Origin of the sequence: Paenibacillus sp. FSL L8-0158 (assembly GCF_038592965.1) — a bacterium.
Classification (GTDB): domain Bacteria; phylum Bacillota; class Bacilli; order Paenibacillales; family Paenibacillaceae; genus Paenibacillus; species Paenibacillus polymyxa_D.
This window is the reverse complement of record NZ_CP151949.1, coordinates 1,515,511-1,534,431: the sequence shown is the minus strand read 5'-3', so window position 1 is coordinate 1,534,431 and position 18,921 is coordinate 1,515,511. Positions and strand designations below refer to the sequence as shown.

Here is an 18,921-nt window from a genome sequence, read left to right as displayed (position 1 = left end):
AGTCCTCAGTGGATACTTTTCTTATAATAATAGTGTTTAAAGCCTCTCGGAGCATCGTCAATGACACCAACGACTTCATATCCCTGCTTTTCATAGAATTCGGGCGCTTGGAAAGTAAAGGTATTAAGTTGTATAAAATTACACCCTTTATCTTTAGCAATTTGTTCAATTTCACCAAGCAGTTGTGAACCGTAGCCCTTTCCTCTGTAGCTCTGATCTACCCACAAAATATCAACCTCCACCCAGTTCCAACATAGTACACTTAGGAGACCGCCTATCATCTGACCGTCTTCATTTTTAAGCGTAAGATTAATCTCTTCGTATTGGGTTCGAATATCTGCTGGGACGTGTTTCGCATTAAACTCAATCAACTTGTTTCTGACTAAACGCGCTTCATCCCTACTACTTCGACTCATTTGAGGTTCCAGTGTCATGGCATAAATCCTCCAATTTAAAATGAAAACTAGCACTTACTGATTTCAATCTATAAAATAATATGATTAAAATACTTTCATCTTCCTACTGTTATTTATTGTATATACTTTTTGATGTTTAGTCACATGATTCATTTTGAACCGATGTAAACGCAAAAAGCAGACCCCGATGAAACGGAGGGCCTGCTATCCTTTATATCCATCGTCTGTCATACAGGAGAAGAGATGGGATGATTAAATTGAAATATCCAGTGATTTCCCACCCCCTGTAATATCGCTGCGTATAACCCGTGTTATTTAACCCATTCTCATGTGACTTCACCGTATTCGAATGATCATAGGAAGTCGTGATAAGATGTCTGTTAATGGATAGTGACAAAATAGATCCCCTCTCAGTGTACTTAATGTTTTTGGCTGCCCACCTACCTTTCATCGGTAGCAAATCTGAATGCAACCTGAGGGTATGCTGAATGGTAACTCTATTATTATTTCCTAGACCATAGTCAAGGAAAATCCCCTCCGCAGGACGGGGGAATCAACCCTACTCGAGACAGGAGTAAGTAAAGGGATAATTTGTTACTCTTAGCAAAGAATAAATGAACGCATTTTAAAAATTGAAAGTAGGGGAAAGATGTATGATCCGTATTAGCCATTTGGTTCACGAGAGACTTATGTTTCTATTCAAATTTTTGTACTCGCCTGCATATGTGGGTAGTGTAACACCAAGTTCCAGATTTTTAGCTAAAAATATGATAGAATCCATTCCATGGAGTGAAGTTCATGCTGTTGCCGAGCTTGGTGCTGGCACGGGGGCAATTACTCAATACATCCCGTCTGCTGATAAACTTCAACCAAAGGTTCTACTCTTTGAAAAGGACCAGACCATGCAGCAGCGTTTAAAAAAAAGATTCCCCCATTATCTGTGCTATTCCGACTCGCGTGAGCTTCAGCTTGCTATGAAAAATGCCCAAATAGAACAGCTTGACTGCGTAATCAGCGGGCTACCATTTTTCAATTTTCCACAAACGATGCGAGATCAAATCATAGAACAAATTCATCTATCACTCAAGGATGGAGGAATGTTTGTCGCCTTTCAATACTCTAAACAGATGAAACAACAACTAGGTGAATGGTTTGATATTGAAGAAATCAAGTTTGTGCCCATGAACGTTCCACCCGCATTCGTGTATGTATGCCGAAAGAAAGCTTAAGAAAGGAGGATGCGTATGGACGTGGAATATTTAATTTCCATCATCGAACAATACGGCTATGCAGCATTATTCTTTTCTCTATGGCTCGGAATTGTGGGTCTGCCTATCCCGGACGAAGTCATTGTGATGACTGGCGGGGCTGTAACAAGCATGGGCATACTTCACCCGTTACCCGCTTTTTTAATTGTATATCTTGGGGTTATATCAGGCTTGTCCTTAGGTTATGTATTGGGGAGAACCGTAGGTACACCGATTCTAGAACGTTTGCGCCGGAAGAAAAAAATGGACAAGTACATTACGTTTTCAGAAAAATTAGTACATAAGTATGGAAACTTCACTATTTGCATCAGTTATTTGCTGCCGATCGTTCGTCACATTATCCCTTATATTGTCGGAATCAATAAAATGAGCTTCAAGCGCTATGCCCTCTTCTCTTATTCAACAGGCTTGATCTGGACACTAATCTTCTTTTTGCTCGGACGTATCTTTGGCGATCATGTACAAGCAGCAGGAGAACTGATCCATCGTTATGGCTTGCAGATAGTATTGCTTGTCATCATGCTGACCATTATATTTTTTATAATGAAATTGGTGTGGGGGAAGAGAACGACGGAGGATTAATCTGAGGTAAAAACACATTCGGCATGTTCGTTATAGATGTGAATTTAAAAGTTACCTTAGTGCCACTACGCAGACGGATGGTGCTTCCCACCGCCACCGGATTTCTGAAATAAAGTCTTCATCGGTAGAAATCCGGGGAGGTGATGCTTCCGAAGCGAGCTTTCCTAAGGAAAGCCTTTAAAGCGACCGCTTCGCTTGTACAGCACCATTCCGTCTACTCCGTTTTCCATGTACATTTTTTCAGTTCAGCTTATATAGACTTTATTTCTCACATGACAGAGCTATAGGATCAACTCTAAATGGCCGATTGCCTAACTGCAGTTTGTAAAAATCTCATTATTCTCTTCTTTTCTTAACTCGGTTACTAGCCTCAAAATTATACTCATCCAAATCTCTTGCGTCTTTAAAATAAGCCTTAAAGCTCTGGGCTACGGTTTGATCCTTACTGAGAAATAAAGTTAAGGTTGAATCCCAGCAAATAATTTCAATTTTCGCTTTGGGATGTTGCATTGTCGATTCCAGTTGCCACCAGCCCTCATAGGCATTTGAATAGGACTGCTTAGCTAATGCACCAACATCTACAGCCTCAGATTTTTCAAATCCCATAAGCATTCCCCAAATAAATTGAATCTCATATCTATGTACAAGACGTGTCAGTTGTTCCCCAGTCATCCATAACTTCGTGTTTCCATACCCGTTTTCTTCAAAAGCCAGATTCTGCTCAACATACTCCAAAATATCGTCCGGTATCCAATTCAGTTCTAACCCAGTAAGTAGCCATTATATTCCGTTTGGATATTACTTATGGATTCGAAAACCAGCTTTAGATCCGTAAAAAAGGGAATTTGGCGTGAATTAATTAATATAGCGTTCATGCCTTTTCCCCCTTATACATCTTTTATTCTTTTCCACAAAAACTATAACCCTAAGTTATTCTTTTGTAATAGAGTCACCTTTCTTATCTTTTGCTTCTTTTTCTTCAAACTCTTCAATATGCTGTTCAAGTACATATTCAATCTGTTTAGCAATTGATCGTTTGTTCTTATCAGCTATATATTTGATCTTCTCAAAGTTTTCTGGTTTTAATCGCAAAGTAAATGCTTTTTTATTCGTTGTCATTGTCTAAAACTCCTCACAATAGTGATGTCATTATTATAGCATTGTGAAATAACCCATTTACGCACCCTATTGACATCAAAGTGATGTCACCTTAAAATAAGATTATGATCTCACTTTGATGTCACCATAATGGAGGAAGATAAATGAAAGCTATACAAGAAGCCCTTAATCAATTCGTTTCTATTCGCATGGAACATGTAGCTAGGTCGATGCTGGCTAATTCTCCAGAATACAAAAACTTAATGAAAGACTGTAATCAACTCTTTTCTATTTTACATGATTGCTTGCCAAAGGAATACATACAAACTCTTTACGATTATGATACCAATACTACTCTACTCCAAGGCATCGTTGAATCTATTATGTATGAACAAGGCTTAAAAGATGGCGTTTGTTTAAACCAAATATTATCCGATTAATATTTCCATTCCAAAGACAAACTTCTAACCTTGTTAGAAGAATTCAACTCAAACAATAATCTTGACCAAAACTACGCACTCTACTTGCGTCAAAATTGTCAATTCGGCTAATAAGTTGAACTCGAAAAAACGAAACACAAAAACGGAGTAAGCGGAATGGTGCTGTACAAGCGGTCGCTTTAAAAGCTTTCCTTAGGAAAGCTTACTTCGGAAGCATCACCTCCCCGGATTTTTACCTTAAACAAAGCCTAATTCAAAAAATACGGGGGCGATGGCGATGGGAAGCACCATCCGACTGCGTAGTGGCACGACAAGTAACTTTTTAGTTCAGGTTTGTCCTTTTTAGCAATACTATCCATATGATATACTATAAACTAACAACAGAATGGCTTAGATGGGCGGTCGGCTAGTCTCCTGCAAAGGAGGTGATGCCTGTGGAGGTTAAAGATACGCTGATGTTGATGATTCAATTTGCAACGTTAGTGATCTTGATCATTTCCTTCAACAAAAAGAAATAGACCGCCCTCCGGAAAAGGTTAGCGGTCTATTTTACTAATCCAACCCTACAGCCACCGCCCTTATAAGCGGCTGTTGTAAAAGAGTGAGGATGTTGGCTGCATCCTTACTCTTTTTCAGTATATACTTATTAGCTTTAGTTTATCACAGGAAAAACCATATTGCCAATATGGAAAACCTTTAAAGTGGCGGCTTACACCCCGAGCTATTTCTTTAATTGAAGCAACTTAACCAGCTTGTCATGAATGGCAGTATTCGGGTAATTCCCGCTAAACTGAGAAGAGCCGGGGCCCATCGCGGTTAACGCCACATCAACAGATGTATGTCCTCCCGTGGTCCAGTCGATATAAAACTTTTCATTAGAGCCTTTTACAGTAAAAGGGCCATCCTCTTTGGAGACGCCTTCACCGGATTCATCCTCCGCATCTTCGCCTTCAATCGCCAAACCGCCCGTTTCATGATCTGCCGTCACCAACACTAATGTATCTGGATGTGCTTTGGCATACTCTTTAGCTACTTTAACGGCCTTATCAAGCTGTTGCCCAGCCTTAATCGTTAACTCACCTTCATTGTCATGCGCCATCTCATCCGTTCCTTCTTCTTCTACCATCAGGAAAAAACCTTTTTGGTTTTTGGAAAGAACATCAATCGCTTTGGCTGTCATATCCGGTAGAGAAACCGTTGGGTTGTAAGAGTTACCCAGCTTGTTATGAGCTTGAAACATCTCTTCATTGGCGAACAGCCCTAACAACTTAGAACCTTTAGCTGCTTTCATTTCCGTTTGATCCGTCACATAGCTATAACCCAGCTTCTTCGCTTGTTCTACCAAATTTCCTTGAGTTCCCTTACTCGCTTCCTCAGGATCTTCTGCCGGAGCATCTGCATGTTTGCCTACTGTTCCGGCAGGGTACCAGAAATCCTCACCACCGCCCAGAATAACATCCAGCTTGCTTTTCTCCAGATACTGTTTGGCAATCTCGCTTTGAGCGGAGCGTTTTTCGACATGCGCACCAAAGGCGGCCCCCGTTGCGTCTGTCACTTGGCTTGTCGTCACGACGCCTGTAGACATGCCTGCTTTTTTGGCCAGCTCCATAATCGTAGTCACTGGTTTTTTATTCAAATCCATTCCAATCGCGCCGTTATACGTTTTCACACCTGTTGCAATAGCAGTCGCAGCGGCGGCAGAATCCGTAACCAGGTTATCCCCTGAACTTGTGCTAACCAGGCCGGTTACAGGCATGTTGTCCATTTCAAGTAATCCCGATTTCCCTACCGTCGCCAAGCGAATCGCATTGCGACTTGCTTCTCCCATACCATCGCCGATAAAGAGAATGACATTCTTAGGGGCATCGACTTTCGCTGACGAAGTTTTCAGTCCTTTGGATACCTGTGCCGTAGTAGACTTGGTATTAGATGAGGCTGCAAAAGCGTCAGGGATATTAGCAGATAACAATGGCGCACTCAAAACGGTAATGGCACCTAAAGCAAGGATACTCTTTTTCATCAAACGCTTTTTCACAAGGTCACACTCCAATAATTTTAATATTCATATATGATAAAGTAATCATATATCTGCTTTGTAAAGCATCGTAAAGCAATAGATTACACGAATGTAAAATTTGAAGTGCTCACCTGTTTTTTTATAAGACAAAAGAAGGCACCGACTCTGGTATATCAAAGTCGATGCCCTCTTATATTAAATCGCAGCGATATTTTTGCCAATCGGCATGGTGTAGTAGAGCGGTTTTTGCTGTCCATTTTGCTGATAGACTACAAGCAGCAGCGTGCGGCCTTCAGCAGTCAATGGGCTTCCCCCACTCAGGATATGATCCAGACTGAACGGCAGTACATCCAGCACAGCGTGCTTTTGCAGTTCCTTTTCACTCAGCTTCAATGAAGCAAAGGCGGGAATAATCTCGCGGTATGGTTGCGGCTGTTGGTTGCCTACATCCGTCCCACCTGTACTCTCCTTGCTCGTATCTGCCACAAAATCTGCAACCGCAGGTGACAACAGCGCATCCGGGTGCTGGAGAATCATTTTCATATAGCTGGACCAATCGTCCTTCTCCAAGGTATGCTCCCACCAGATTTTACGCGGCTTATATTTATGGTAAAGGAAATAATCAAGCTTCATCAGTCCAAGCACCATATCCATTCGCTTTGTTGCACGCGATTCCAGAAAGGACTGGAGACGCGTGAACAAGTCTTCGAGCTGATGTCCGATTTTTTGCCAGCCCTGTCCTTCCCAGTAGTCTCCGAATTCCTGAAAGAAATCAAAGGCGGACGAGAATTCACGCTCAATCAGATAGTTGACTGTATGATCCATACGATGAGAGTTCCAGTATTTTTCCAATACATCTTCCAAGCGCTTGAGTCGAACGATATCGGCAAAAGAAAGGACGTCATTGCTCAGCATTTCATAAGGCGCCACGTCCATATACGTGTAGTTGTACTTATCTGCGTCGATACGCAGTCCAGTGCCACGCAGCATTTTGAGGAAGCCAAGTTGAAGCTCTTCCGGGCCGAGTGCAAAAACGTCATTAAACGTTTTACGGAATGTGTTGTAGTCCTCCAAAGGCAATCCGGCGATCAAATCCAAATGCTGATCGATTTTACCGCTTTGTTTGACCTTGGTAACAGTGCGGGAAAGTTTGGCAAAGTTCTGGCGACGCTTAACCAACTCATTGGTGGGATCATTCGTTGATTGAACGCCGATTTCAAAACGAAATACGCCCGGTGGCGCATTTTCCGCCAAATAATCCAACACCTCAGGACGCATAATATCTGCCGTAATCTCAAACTGGAAGACACAGCCACGGTGATTTTCAATCAAAAATTTGAACATTTCCAGTGCATAATCGCGTTTAATATTAAATGTCCGATCCACGAACCTGATTAGGTTGGCTCCATTGTCGATCAGATATAAAATATCTGACTTTGTGCGCTCAATATCGTAATAACGCACCCCAACCTCAATGCTGGACAGACAAAACTGGCAGCTGAACGGACAGCCCCGGCTCGTTTCGAAATAAACAACCCGTTTCCCGAGTTCCGGTATATCCTCTGCAAAACGATAGGGCGACGGCAACTTGTTCAAGTCCGCTTTCGGGCGACCGGGCATCTGAATGACCTCTTCTCCCTTACGGTAAGCCAGTCCATACACAAAATGGAACTTGCGATCCCCTTCCAGCTCCTGCAGCAGTTGATGGAATGTTTCCTCTCCTTCACCGACCACGATAAAATCCACATTCGCCAAGCGCTTCATCCAGTGATCCGTATCGTAGGATACTTCCGGACCACCCAGAACAATTTTGACCTCGGGCATAATCTTTTTCAACACATCGATGACTTTAATCGTCTCTTCAATGTTCCAAATATAACAGGAAAAGCCGATGACATCTGCTCCCCGTTGAAACAAATCGGATACGATGTTCATCACCGGGTCCTTAATTGTGTACTCCGCCAGCTCGATATCAAAGTCCTTTTCACTGTAGGCTTTGAGGCATCGAATTGCCAGCGAGGTATGAATATATTTTGCATTTAACGTTGATAAAATGACTTTCATAGGTCACAACCTTCTATAGTTTGCATGAACTTTTATATCCTTATCTTAGTATGGCTATTCAAAATCCTCGTACACATCGTCTGTATAAATCTCGTCCTCGCTTATAGTTCCTCCGATATTCCCTTGATTTTGAAAAAAATCAAGAAACGGCTTGCCGTACTTGCGGAACTTCACTTCTCCGACACCCTTGATCCGCAACATGTCTGCCTCGGATTGCGGGCTCGCTACGCTCATCTCACGCAGCGTCGCATCATTGAAAATGATATAAGACGGTACATGCTCCTGAGCGGCCAGATCGCGGCGGATCAGGCGCAATTGCTCGAACACGGTTTCGTTGACTGCAGCCGGGTATGCATCGCGTCCCTGTCTTCCGCGTGAACCTGCTCCACCTGCAAAAGCCGTGGCATGTCGCACCACACGCTGCATGACTTCTCGCTGGCCTTTCAGCACTTCAGCCGCAAGCTGCTGCAAACGTACGACCGGATATTGTCCCTCGGACAACATCAGATAGCCTTCCGAAACAAGAACATTGATAATTTCGGCAATTTCTTTTTCCGTCCGGTTGCCCATCACGCCATAGGTTGGCAGACTGTCAAAACCATACTGCAGCACTTTTTTGTTACGCGAGCCTTTCAACACCGAGGCGACCATCGAGATTCCATAACGTTCCCGCATGCGATGAATGCACGAAAAAATCTTTTGCGCATCTATGGTCATATCAACCAGTTCCCGCTCATCTGTACATGAACTGCATATGCCGCAAGCTTCATGCTCCTCCGCTTCTCCGAAATACTCAAGCTGTGCCGTACGTAGGCAACGAGTCGTGTAGCAATAATCAACCATCTGCTGGAGCTTGCGGTAGTCGTTGCGCTTGCGGTCTTCATCCTGTGGATTTTGCTCAATCAGGAACTTCTGCGTCACAATATCTTGCGGTCCGAACAGCAGAATACACTGACTCGGGTCGCCATCACGTCCTGCGCGTCCCGCCTCTTGTACGTAAGCCTCCATATTTTTAGGCATGTTGTAGTGAATGACATAGCGTACGTTCGATTTATCTATCCCCATGCCGAAGGCATTAGTTGCTACAATGACACGGATATCGTCGTACAGAAACCCTTCCTGGCTATCTGCACGTTCCTGATCTGTCATCCCGGCATGATAGCGTCCAGCGGCCATGCCTGCGTCACGCAGCCGTTGGTACAAATCGTCCACGTCCTTACGTGTCGCCGCATAAATAATGCCGGATTCACCCTCATGCTCACGGGCGTAATTCAGTAAAAAGCTGCGTTTGTCTTCCCCGCGCAGCACACTGAACGCCAAATTGGGCCGTCCAAGGCCTGTAACGAACGTCTCCGGTGAGCGCAGACGAAGCAAGCGCACGATGTCATCCATGACCTGCGGTGTCGCCGTTGCCGTAAACGCAGCTACGATTGGGCGTTCATACAGCCCGTCCACGAATGGAGCCACAGCCAGATAGCTGGTACGGAAATCATGGCCCCACTGGGATACGCAGTGAGCCTCATCTACCGCAACGCAGGAAATCGGCAACTGAGCCATTTCATCGCGGAACCAGTCCAGTTCCAGTCGTTCCGGTGCGACATACAGTAACTTCAAGTCACCATTCCGTGCGGCTCGTATGCGGTCATTCACTTCACGACCACTCAACGTACTATTGATGTAGGCAGCAGCAATCCCCATCGTGGTCAGCGCATCCACCTGGTCCTTCATCAGTGAGATGAGCGGTGACACGACAATGGTCAGCCCCTCATGCAACAACGCGGGGATCTGGTAGCATATCGATTTTCCGCCCCCTGTCGGCATGATGCCCAACGTATCGTTGCCCTCCAGCATACTGGCCACAATTTTCTTTTGTCCCTCCCGGAAATCGGGATAGCCATAAAATTTTTGCAGCAAGTCCTGCGCCCGTTCCAATGTTGGTGCTTGTACACTCATAGTTTCAAAACTCCTCATATTTCTAGCGTCCTTGACGCATATCGGCTTTTCTTTCGTTACCTTTAGTTTACCGGGGTTCAGGGTAATGTTCAACCGCTAGAAGACTGCCAATCTGGTTTAGTCCCTTATGGCGTTCGCTGTTTTCTCATGATATAGTGAACACGGTGCCGCAAATTTGTCCATAACTATGAAGAGACACGGTTCCAAGAAGGAGAAAGAACCCATGAACAATCGGAAACCCCAACGGAAAAATCATACAAAATCTACGTCGAACGCAAGCCATTCCAAACGCAGTCATAAACCTGCCGGAAGATCTGGCTCTCATAAACCGGAAGCTCCACGGAGAACGAATGCATTTGATAAAGCCCCTGCCAAAACATACATCGTTCAGGAGCCTGCCGAGCTATTGAGCTTTTTAGTAGAGCATGTGACTGGCATGGGTCGCAACTCCATTAAATCAGCACTGGCTCGTGGGCAGGTGTCCGTCAACGGCATTCCGCATACCGTGCATAATTTTCCACTGGAGCAAGGTCAGACTGTCGCTCTTTCCAAGGAAAAAGTAACTCCCGTCGTACCACTGACTGGGCTACGTATTTTGCATGAGGATGAATCCATTATCGTTATCCATAAGGATGCCGGGTTGCTTTCCGTCGCTTCAGCGCAGGAGCAGGAAGTAACAGCATATCGCCAGCTTACGGCCCATGTGAGGCGCGAACATCCGTACAATCGTATTTTTGTACTGCATCGTTTGGATCGTGATACATCAGGAGTGATGATGTTTGCGAAAAGCGAAGCCATACAGCAGGAAATGCAAAAAGCGTGGAAGGAAGTTGTGTATGAACGAACATACATTGCTCTTGTAGAAGGACAGGTTAAAAAAGCTGAGGGAACAATCACCTCATGGCTGAAAGAAAGCAAGACGCTAAAAATGTATTCCAGTCCTTATCCGAATGACGGACAGCACGCAGTCACTCATTACAAGCTACTTCAAGCCAATCGGCATTTTTCTTTGCTCGAAGTACGTTTGGAAACCGGACGTAAAAATCAAATCCGCGTACATATGGAGGATATCGGTCATCCCATTGTTGGAGATAAAAAATACGGTTCCAAGTCCAAGTCGATTGGGCGCCTTGGCCTACATGCGAGGGTGTTGTCTTTTATTCATCCCGTCACCGGGGTATTGCTGCGTTTTGAATCCGACATTCCTAAAACCTTTTTGAATCCGTTCCGGGAGTAGAATTGAGCAAAGCATACGGAGATTAGATAGAAAAATAAAAGAGGAAATGAGGGGGCTGTAGAAGACAGCACCCTTTTTTGATTGATTAAGCGGTATACCTCCGAACACCATCAGCCATTTTCATCAACTCATCCCATATATATATGGGCGTATTACACACTGGACAATCTACCCAACCGTTTAAATAGGGTAATTGGGCAAGCAGCTTGTTCTCTTCAATTTTTTGGGCATATTCGTGTAACCACTGTATATTAGCACCTTTATGGTCCAATGAACGGGGGCGGATCGGTTGGGGAACCAGATTATCTGAATTTACAGGATCCTTATCATAGACAACCAGGGTGTCATTCTGTTCATCAGGCCAAATATAGAGCGGGGTACCGCAATGCGGACAATCCAGCGTATATTCGTCACCAGTATCGAAGCTTTGCAGCATATAAGCTACGCAGCGATAACCCTGAAAAGCGGCACCCGCAGCCAGAACATAGCGTTTACCGACATCTCCTTCGTGTTCTTTCGCATAGAGCACCATTTCTTCAGTCAATTCTGCAAGTCGGACAATGGCACACCGATATTGCGCGTAAATATATTCAGCCAGACTAGAATCCACTTTCACCTGATCCCTTGTAAATTCCAAAGGAACTTTGGTATGTAAGGGATTGTTATTCTTCGCTTCGAATATTCCGCAAATGTTATATATATCTGCACGAATCCCTATATCAGAACTTTTTAACGCAATGTCGACAAGGTAAGGTACAGCAGCAAATGTACAAGTATACAACGTATTTTGGTGATACAGCTCCTCCCAATACAAGGTGTCAGCCATTTCGCCATCATATCCGGCTTGGAGCTGCTTCAACATTTCCGGGACGTATTGAGAAGAACCATAAGGGCCTTGGAGCAGAGTCCAGGCCGGATCGGACAAAGCCAGCATCTTGATACTCCTTCCACCGTTTTTCTTACAGTAAAGGATTTTACAAAAATCCAATAAGCGACTTCCAATGAACAAGGTATAGAACGAAATGGTTTAGTTCGTCTATATCTTGCACTTCGGAGCGACTGGAATCGAATTGTGCAAAATCCTGACAGTAACATGGGATCGGTTTGTAAATTAAATTTCGCTAACAAATTCATTTTAACTTCATAATTCTCAGCTTCTTACGTTTATTTTATTATACGCATATTATTAGCTGAAGTTGCTTTTCTCGATTTATGCAATATACAAAATCACTATTTTTCCGGGTCTATATTCATATTCGGTTAAGCTTTCGGCATTGTGAAGGTGACACACATTAAATTACTGAATTACTAACCCGGTTCTTAAGTTCTACTACGAGTTCTCTGTCAGTTCAGTTCCTTCTTCGTATACATAGTTCATATTATAAGTCCTGTTACTTAAAAATTGCTGAGTAAGAAATAAAGTATATATACATTAAAATTTCCATACATGTAAAAACAAAGACCCTCCCTGCCTGTTTTTAATTATGCCAAACGGGTAAGACATACTTGTTCAAGCCTTTAATCTAACAGCTACAGAACGAACTGATTTTATGAATCGGTATATGAAAAGGCGTGTTGGGAATATTATGTACGAATACTGCGACTATAAGGGGAAATAGCCTATGACCATAACACCGGAACAGCGGATTACCCTGCACGGATTTAACAACCTGACCAAATCATTGAGCTTTAATATGTACGATATTTGTTACACTAAAACCAAAGAAGAACGCGAGGCGTATATTGAATATATTGATGAACAATACAACTCAGATCGGCTAACAGCTATTTTAAAAAATGTATCTGACATTATCGGCGCCCATGTGCTCAACGTAGCCCAGCAGGATTATGTTCCTCAAGGAGCCAGCGTGACAGTACTTATATCAGAGGGACCCATTGTGGAAGTTCCGACTGAATCTTATGCCGAGTCACCAGGTCCCCTGCCTGAATCTGTCGTGATACAGCTGGATAAAAGCCACATTACGGTTCACACCTACCCGGAATATCATCCAGACGAGGGGATCAGTACATTTCGAGCAGATATTGATGTCTCTACCTGTGGGGAAATCTCCCCGCTCAAGGCACTCCACTATTTGACTCATTCTTTCGACACCGACATTATGACAATTGATTACCGGGTACGCGGCTTCACACGTGATATGAATGGACATAAACTTTTCATCGACCATGATATCGGCTCCATTCAAAACTATATTCCAGATGAAGTGCGCAGTCAGTATGACATGATAGACGTGAATGTGTATCAGGAAAATATTTTCCATACCAAATGTAAGCTAAAACAATTCGATTTAGACAATTACCTGTTCGGCTACACCAAGGAAAGTCTGACTGAAAAAGAGCAACAAAATATATCAACACGTCTCAAAATCGAAATGGATGAAATTTACTACGGTAAAAATATGACGTAACAGATCGAATGCGTGAAAATAAAATGAATCATTTCATTGAAAAAAAGGAGGATCGCTTGGACTGAAATACAGCCAGGCTTTCGTCCTTTTTTTGATACAAAATAAAAGATATTACTCAACTTGATCTGTACAAGCGAGTGATTGTTCACTATGATAGGGGAAGAAACCACTAATTTAAAATATCAGCATAGATTTTACATCCGCTTCATATTGTAAGCGCAATCAATTGATCCTACGTATGATTTTGTTATGGAAAACAAAGGAGGAATTTGTATGCAAGGCAGTATTGGCGGTAAAAATATCATTTTACGACTGGAAATTTCCACCGAGCACACCCAATTTGGTCAATTGATTACGTTGGTAAACGAACATGGCGGGGATGTAATTGCCATTGACGTCATCCGCACCTCTGAGAAGGTCACTGTGAGAGATATTACAGTCACCATTGCTGATCCAGCAGAAATCGATCAAATGATTGCCCGGATTAAAAAAGCACAAGGTGTTAAGGTATTATCCATCTCTGATCGTACCTTCCTATTACACCTCGGGGGCAAAATTGAAATGCAGCCCAAGGTCCCAATTCAAAACCGCGATGACTTATCCCGGGTATATACCCCCGATGTAGCGCGCGTATGCATGGCGATTCACGAGGAGCCGGACAAAGCTTTCCGTTTGACGATCAAGCGCAACACGGTCGCTGTCGTTTCTGACGGAAGCGCTGTCCTCGGGTTAGGCAACATCGGTCCCTATGCAGCCATGCCGGTTATGGAAGGCAAAGCCATGCTGTTCAAGCAGCTCGGGTCCGTCGATGCCTTTCCCATCTGTCTGGATACGCAGGACACTGAAGAAATCATTAAGGCCATTAAGCAATTGGCCCCAGCCTTTGGCGGTATTAATCTGGAGGATATTTCATCGCCACGATGCTTTGAGATTGAACAGCGGTTACGTAACGAGCTGGACATACCTGTTTTTCATGACGATCAGCACGGCACAGCTGTCGTTTTGTACGCAGGGCTGATCAATGCGCTCAAGGTTGTCGGCAAGGCCCTGTCTGACGTCAAAATTGTCGTCTGTGGTATCGGGGCTGCGGGTGTGGCCTGTACGAAAATTTTGCTATCTGCAGGAGCAGTCAATATCATTGGCGTAGATCGTCACGGAGCGCTTACAGCGGATGAAACATACGAGCATCAGATGTGGAACTGGTATGCGCAGCATACCAACCCTGAACGGCTGTCTGGCACGCTGTCCGAGGTTCTGAAGGACGCTGACGTGTTTATCGGACTAGCGGCAGGCGGGCTACTGCAACGAGAAGACGTGAAACGTATGAAAGAAGCCCCGGTACTGTTCACTATGGCTAACCCGGTTCCCGAAATTGCGCCAGAGGACGTCGAGGACATTGCGGGTGTCATCGCCACCGGACGTTCGGACTATCCTAACCAAATTAACAATGTGCTTTGTTTCCCTGGCATCTTTCGAGCGGCGCTCGACTGCCGTGCCCGTGAAATCAACGAAGAGATGAAGCTGGCGGCCGCAGAGGCCATCGCAGGCACGATCCGTCCTGAAGAACTAAACAAGCTGTATATAATCCCTGGTGTATTTAACGAGAGTGCGGTTCAACGGGTGCGTGAAAAGGTAATTCAAGCCGCGATTGCGAGCGGTACAGCCAGAAGAGTGCCTCGGGATTTCAGATAAAAGAAAAGGATTGCTCCCCTAATGCGGGTGCAATCCTTTTTGCTATGGAAAGATCAGGCTGCATATCCGTTATCTCCACAGCGGTTATGACCTCCATTTAGAGAACAATTGACTGGCACGCTGGGCAAATTCCTCCAGATTAAAGTTGGAGTTGTCCAGCTTGTAGTACCATTTTTTAATCGTATCCAAAATCCATGAGGGAACTTTAACCTCCGAGATACCGGAATAAAACGTATGATACGCCCACACCAAATGCTCCCAGCGCTTATCATCGCCTTCCTTCACGTATTCAGAGACGTCCAATACCTTGGCACGTCCGTCTTGCATGAGTACATTCTTGAGGTGAATATCACGGGGATTCAGCCCCTTGGATCGGACAAATTCCCTCGCCTTTTCCACATCCAGAATGACCTGCTCTGGCACAGGAATTCCTTGCAGCAAACAATCCAGCAGCGTAATACCGGATTCATAACTTATGACAATATACTTGTCGCCTTTTCCGTAATAATGAGGAAAAAAGTCAGACCCTCGCAAACGCTCATATACGTCGGCCTCTGCATCTTTCTTGTCGATCGCCATGTCTGAGTACACCTTGAATGCGTAGCCTGGCAACGTATCAAGCGTAAATACGGCCGCATCTGTCCCGATGCCAATACAGCGGACGTCTTGAGTGGCTGTTTTAATGGTAACCGGATCATTATCCTCTGTACTGTATACGGTTACTTGACTTATGATGTCTTCTGCCTGCCTCCATTGTTCTACCATGCGCGATCCCCTCCTTTTCTGTTCTAAACCATTACCAATGAAATTAGATCTATAACAGATAAATAGTATTACGGGTTAGCTTTGGGAATGGCTTCAAAATAGGTTGATTCTTTTAGAAAAAACGGTATGTGCCGTGTCTAACGAGCGTCCGGCAGAAGCAACCTTCTTAACTCTGCATAGCTTGCTGCTGTTTTATAGATCCCTAGCACGTCAGTTTCCGGGGGAGCGTTCCTGTGATTGAACCAGATCACCTGCCAATTCGCTGCTATAGCTCCCGCCACGTCATTGCGCCAGGAATCCCCAATGTAACAGCAGTGCTCTGCTAACGTTCCTGTCCGTTCGTTCACTATTTCAAAAATGCGCGGATCAGGCTTGGCATAGCCAACGGTTCCAGATACAAAGATATGCTCTGCTGCAACATGATTTTCCAACGCCATAGCCTTGATCTTGCTCATCTGGTGTTCTTCAAGACCGTTGGTAATTAATCCAACTAAAAAGCCAGCCGAGCTCAAATCATTTATTAAGGAGGTCGCCCCCTCAAAAGGCTCAATTCGGTACTGACGATCCAAATATTCTTGTTGAACATGTACTGCCTGCTCACGGGTAATTTCTACCCCGAATTCTTGTAAAGCCAGAATGAAACGGCCTTCCCTCATCTCATCTAGTTCATGCGTCCCTGCCTTCCCCTCCAGTAGTCCTCCTTTAGCCGATAGTACATCGCTGTAATAACGAATACGATGGTAGGCTTTCTCATAAGGAAAATGCTCACTCAATCCTAACACTGTACGCAATGCATCGCGTGTAGGGTGCAAATGATCGTACATCGTATCATCTACATCAAAAAAAACAGCCTTTTTTTGCAAGTTCATATGCCCACTTCTTTCAGTTAAATCTTCGATGACGCTCCTTTTCACCTTGTCCTGATATTATACCCGTTGGCCTGTTTCGTTGCACCCTGTCCTTCACACTGCGCATCCTGCAATCACACTTCACGGTTGCTAACATACACTGAAAAGACCGCATTTTCGCAAACTCACTTTACTTCTCTACCGAGCTAACATAGGTATCTTGTCCTGCTTTGCCCGAAAGCGTTTTATTTGACAACACACGGGTAAAAGGTCACATTTTTGAAAAGATTCGTCATACAGGTTTACATTTCGTGTAAAATCACGTACCTTTTAGGGATGAACGCTTTATGGATGTATTGGATAAGGGAGGCATACACGATGGATTCCGGTTCTAACCTAGCCTATGGATCAGCTACACCTTTGATTGAGGCACTTATAGAATTTGAAAAGGAGCTCGAAGCGAACCGGCATTCTTTGAGTTTTGATTTGGGATTGATTATGGAGCAGGGCCGCGCGCCACGATATATGGCTACACCACCAGATGTTATTCCTTTTGCCCATGCAGGGGTGGACGGAATACATTATGGCTTTTTAACGGATTTTGGTCTTGAAAAGGACCTTTCACAGGCCCCTATAGTATGCGTATCTCCCGTTGATTGGACGGGTGTATGGGTGGTTGCCCGTCATTTGCAGGATTTTTTAAGCGTTGTTTATACAGAGAACAGTTCATTACAACGATACTACGCCAGTGGAGAAGACTATTCTGGACATGCAGGTCAGCGACTGCCTCAGATTGTAGATGAACGCACCGCGTTTGTACGCGAATGCTTCCGGGAACGCTTTGGTATCAAACCGATTCAGGATATGGCTGCCTATATCGATAGTTTGCGTACAGAACGGAAGCACAATGAAGCAGCTCCTACGCTGAACGGCTTGGGCATTCAGGTATCTTCTTCTGCGAAGCATAGCTCTTCTAAGGAGAGTGCCCTCTTGACCGTAACGGAGCCTTTCCTTTGGGAACAACAAGGCGAAGCTGTGCGTGAGTTATTCCACAAGGGTTCGCGTGAAGCCAGACTGGCCTTTATTCGAGATGCCCAGACACGGCATCTGTTCACCCACTCTGCCCTTCGTGCTTTTGTAGCTGGACAGCTTAAGTTGATGGGCCTATCTGAGGCCGCAGCATCTCTGGAAGAGTCCTACTATACCGTTATTCCCGATATGATAGAATCATGACGAATTTCTTGGATTTCCCCCAACATAACCGCCTCCGAAAAGGCGGCTTTTTGTGCTACAATAAATGAAAATAATAGGGTCGAACGGCCCGGTACGAATGAAAGAGAGCGAGCATGAATAATCATTCCTATCCTACTCCTGAAATCATTGAGGTTTGTCTGTTGGCGGGCAAACTGATGATGCAAAATGGAGCCGAAACCTATCGTGTTGAAGACACGATGTCCCGCATTGCTTCGGCCTATGGCATATCCCAGTCCCATAGCTATGTCACACCAACTGGGATTTTTTTTGCTATTAATGACTCGGAGCCTGCCACGCTCATCCGCATCGTAGAGCGGACCACCGATTTGCACAAGGTGACAGAGGTCAATTCCATTTCACGTAAAATCAGCACAGGTGATTTGTCTCCCCGCGCTGCCGTCAAGGAGCTTTCGGAGATTGAACGTGGTCCCCTCCGTTATTCTAACCGTGTACAGCTGATGGCTGCTGCGTTGGCCAGCGGTTGCTTTATGATCATGTTTGGTGGAGTTTGGCGAGATTTCCCCGCAGCCGTGTTATGCGGAGGTATCGGATTTGCAGCCGTACAGTATTTTCACAGGCTCGTTAAGGTTAAGTTTTTCTCAGAGTTTTCTGCATCTTTTCTAATCGGCTTGCTGGCGGCTCTATTAACGATAGTAGGCTGGGGACAGATGATGGATAAAATTATTATTGGCTCTGTCATGCCACTGGTTCCAGGCCTGTTAATTACAAATGCCATCCGTGATTTAATGTCCGGGCACCTTGTTTCGGGTCTTTCCAAAGGAGCCGATGCTTGCCTGACGTCTTTTGGCATTGGAGCTGGCGTTGCGGTGATCATTTCTTATATGTGATTCGGAGGAG

The 18,921-nt window shown here is 44.6% G+C and carries 17 protein-coding genes; 8 read left to right on the top strand and 9 right to left on the bottom strand.

Annotated features, from left to right (window positions below):
* Nucleotides 1–5: 5 nt before the first annotated feature.
* On the bottom strand, nt 6–434 hold the full coding sequence (locus tag NSQ68_RS06925; RefSeq protein WP_342428391.1) for a GNAT family N-acetyltransferase: 429 nt from the start codon (nt 432–434) through the stop codon (nt 6–8).
* A gap of 635 nt (nt 435–1,069) precedes the next feature.
* Between NSQ68_RS06925 and NSQ68_RS06920 the strand changes: the two genes are divergently transcribed.
* Nucleotides 1,070–1,645, top strand: a complete 576-nt coding sequence (locus NSQ68_RS06920; RefSeq protein ID WP_342428390.1) for a phospholipid methyltransferase — start codon at nt 1,070–1,072, stop codon at nt 1,643–1,645.
* A 15-nt stretch (nt 1,646–1,660) separates the two neighbouring features.
* A complete protein-coding gene (locus NSQ68_RS06915) occupies nt 1,661–2,266 on the top strand; it encodes a DedA family protein (RefSeq protein WP_342428389.1) in 606 nt (201 codons plus the stop codon).
* Between the two features lie 336 nt (nt 2,267–2,602).
* On the opposite strand, the gene NSQ68_RS06910 is transcribed toward NSQ68_RS06915, so the two are convergent.
* Nucleotides 2,603–3,001 (bottom strand): hypothetical protein, encoded by a 399-nt coding sequence (locus tag NSQ68_RS06910; RefSeq protein WP_342428388.1) that lies wholly within the window; start codon nt 2,999–3,001, stop codon nt 2,603–2,605.
* 195 nt (nt 3,002–3,196) lie between these two features.
* A complete protein-coding gene (locus tag NSQ68_RS06905; protein WP_342428387.1) occupies nt 3,197–3,385 on the bottom strand; it encodes an Arc family DNA-binding protein in 189 nt (62 codons plus the stop codon).
* Nucleotides 3,386–3,528: 143 nt separating this feature from the next.
* Between NSQ68_RS06905 and NSQ68_RS06900 the strand changes: the two genes are divergently transcribed.
* Nucleotides 3,529–3,804: a hypothetical protein gene (locus NSQ68_RS06900; RefSeq protein WP_342428386.1), complete on the top strand. Its 276-nt coding sequence runs from the start codon at nt 3,529–3,531 to the stop codon at nt 3,802–3,804.
* 721 nt (nt 3,805–4,525) lie between these two features.
* On the opposite strand, the gene NSQ68_RS06895 is transcribed toward NSQ68_RS06900, so the two are convergent.
* The 3 genes from NSQ68_RS06895 to recQ form a co-directional block, all read right to left on the bottom strand.
* The gene (locus NSQ68_RS06895) at nt 4,526–5,839 is read right to left on the bottom strand and encodes an alkaline phosphatase (RefSeq protein WP_342428385.1); all 1,314 of its coding nucleotides are present in this window, start codon (nt 5,837–5,839) and stop codon (nt 4,526–4,528) included.
* 177 nt (nt 5,840–6,016) lie between these two features.
* A complete protein-coding gene (locus NSQ68_RS06890) occupies nt 6,017–7,885 on the bottom strand; it encodes a B12-binding domain-containing radical SAM protein (protein WP_342428384.1) in 1,869 nt (622 codons plus the stop codon).
* 54 nt (nt 7,886–7,939) lie between these two features.
* Nucleotides 7,940–9,838 carry a DNA helicase RecQ gene (recQ, locus tag NSQ68_RS06885; RefSeq protein WP_307348753.1) on the bottom strand — a complete coding sequence of 633 codons (1,899 nt, stop codon included), beginning with the start codon at nt 9,836–9,838 and terminating at the stop codon, nt 7,940–7,942.
* Nucleotides 9,839–10,061: 223 nt separating this feature from the next.
* Between recQ and NSQ68_RS06880 the strand changes: the two genes are divergently transcribed.
* A complete protein-coding gene (locus NSQ68_RS06880) occupies nt 10,062–11,075 on the top strand; it encodes an RluA family pseudouridine synthase (RefSeq protein ID WP_342428383.1) in 1,014 nt (337 codons plus the stop codon).
* Nucleotides 11,076–11,160: 85 nt separating this feature from the next.
* On the opposite strand, the gene NSQ68_RS06875 is transcribed toward NSQ68_RS06880, so the two are convergent.
* Nucleotides 11,161–12,009 (bottom strand): hypothetical protein, encoded by an 849-nt coding sequence (locus tag NSQ68_RS06875; RefSeq protein WP_342428382.1) that lies wholly within the window; start codon nt 12,007–12,009, stop codon nt 11,161–11,163.
* Nucleotides 12,010–12,697: 688 nt separating this feature from the next.
* Here NSQ68_RS06875 and speD point away from each other — a divergent pair.
* Both speD and NSQ68_RS06865 read left to right on the top strand, forming a co-directional pair.
* A complete protein-coding gene (speD, locus tag NSQ68_RS06870; RefSeq protein ID WP_029516409.1) occupies nt 12,698–13,504 on the top strand; it encodes an adenosylmethionine decarboxylase in 807 nt (268 codons plus the stop codon).
* 273 nt (nt 13,505–13,777) lie between these two features.
* Nucleotides 13,778–15,196 (top strand): NAD-dependent malic enzyme, encoded by a 1,419-nt coding sequence (locus NSQ68_RS06865; RefSeq protein WP_342428381.1) that lies wholly within the window; start codon nt 13,778–13,780, stop codon nt 15,194–15,196.
* A gap of 84 nt (nt 15,197–15,280) precedes the next feature.
* On the opposite strand, the gene NSQ68_RS06860 is transcribed toward NSQ68_RS06865, so the two are convergent.
* Nucleotides 15,281–15,961: a serine/threonine protein kinase gene (locus NSQ68_RS06860; RefSeq protein ID WP_029516407.1), complete on the bottom strand. Its 681-nt coding sequence runs from the start codon at nt 15,959–15,961 to the stop codon at nt 15,281–15,283.
* A gap of 137 nt (nt 15,962–16,098) precedes the next feature.
* A complete protein-coding gene (locus NSQ68_RS06855) occupies nt 16,099–16,830 on the bottom strand; it encodes an HAD family hydrolase (protein WP_342428380.1) in 732 nt (243 codons plus the stop codon).
* 357 nt (nt 16,831–17,187) lie between these two features.
* Here NSQ68_RS06855 and NSQ68_RS06850 point away from each other — a divergent pair, with 357 nt between their 5' ends.
* Together NSQ68_RS06850 and NSQ68_RS06845 are read left to right on the top strand one after the other, a co-directional pair.
* Complete coding sequence (locus tag NSQ68_RS06850) at nt 17,188–18,042, top strand: hypothetical protein (protein ID WP_342428379.1); 855 nt, start codon at nt 17,188–17,190, stop codon at nt 18,040–18,042.
* A gap of 113 nt (nt 18,043–18,155) precedes the next feature.
* Nucleotides 18,156–18,911 (top strand): threonine/serine exporter family protein, encoded by a 756-nt coding sequence (locus tag NSQ68_RS06845; protein WP_250243866.1) that lies wholly within the window; start codon nt 18,156–18,158, stop codon nt 18,909–18,911.
* Nucleotides 18,912–18,921 lie beyond the last annotated feature (10 nt).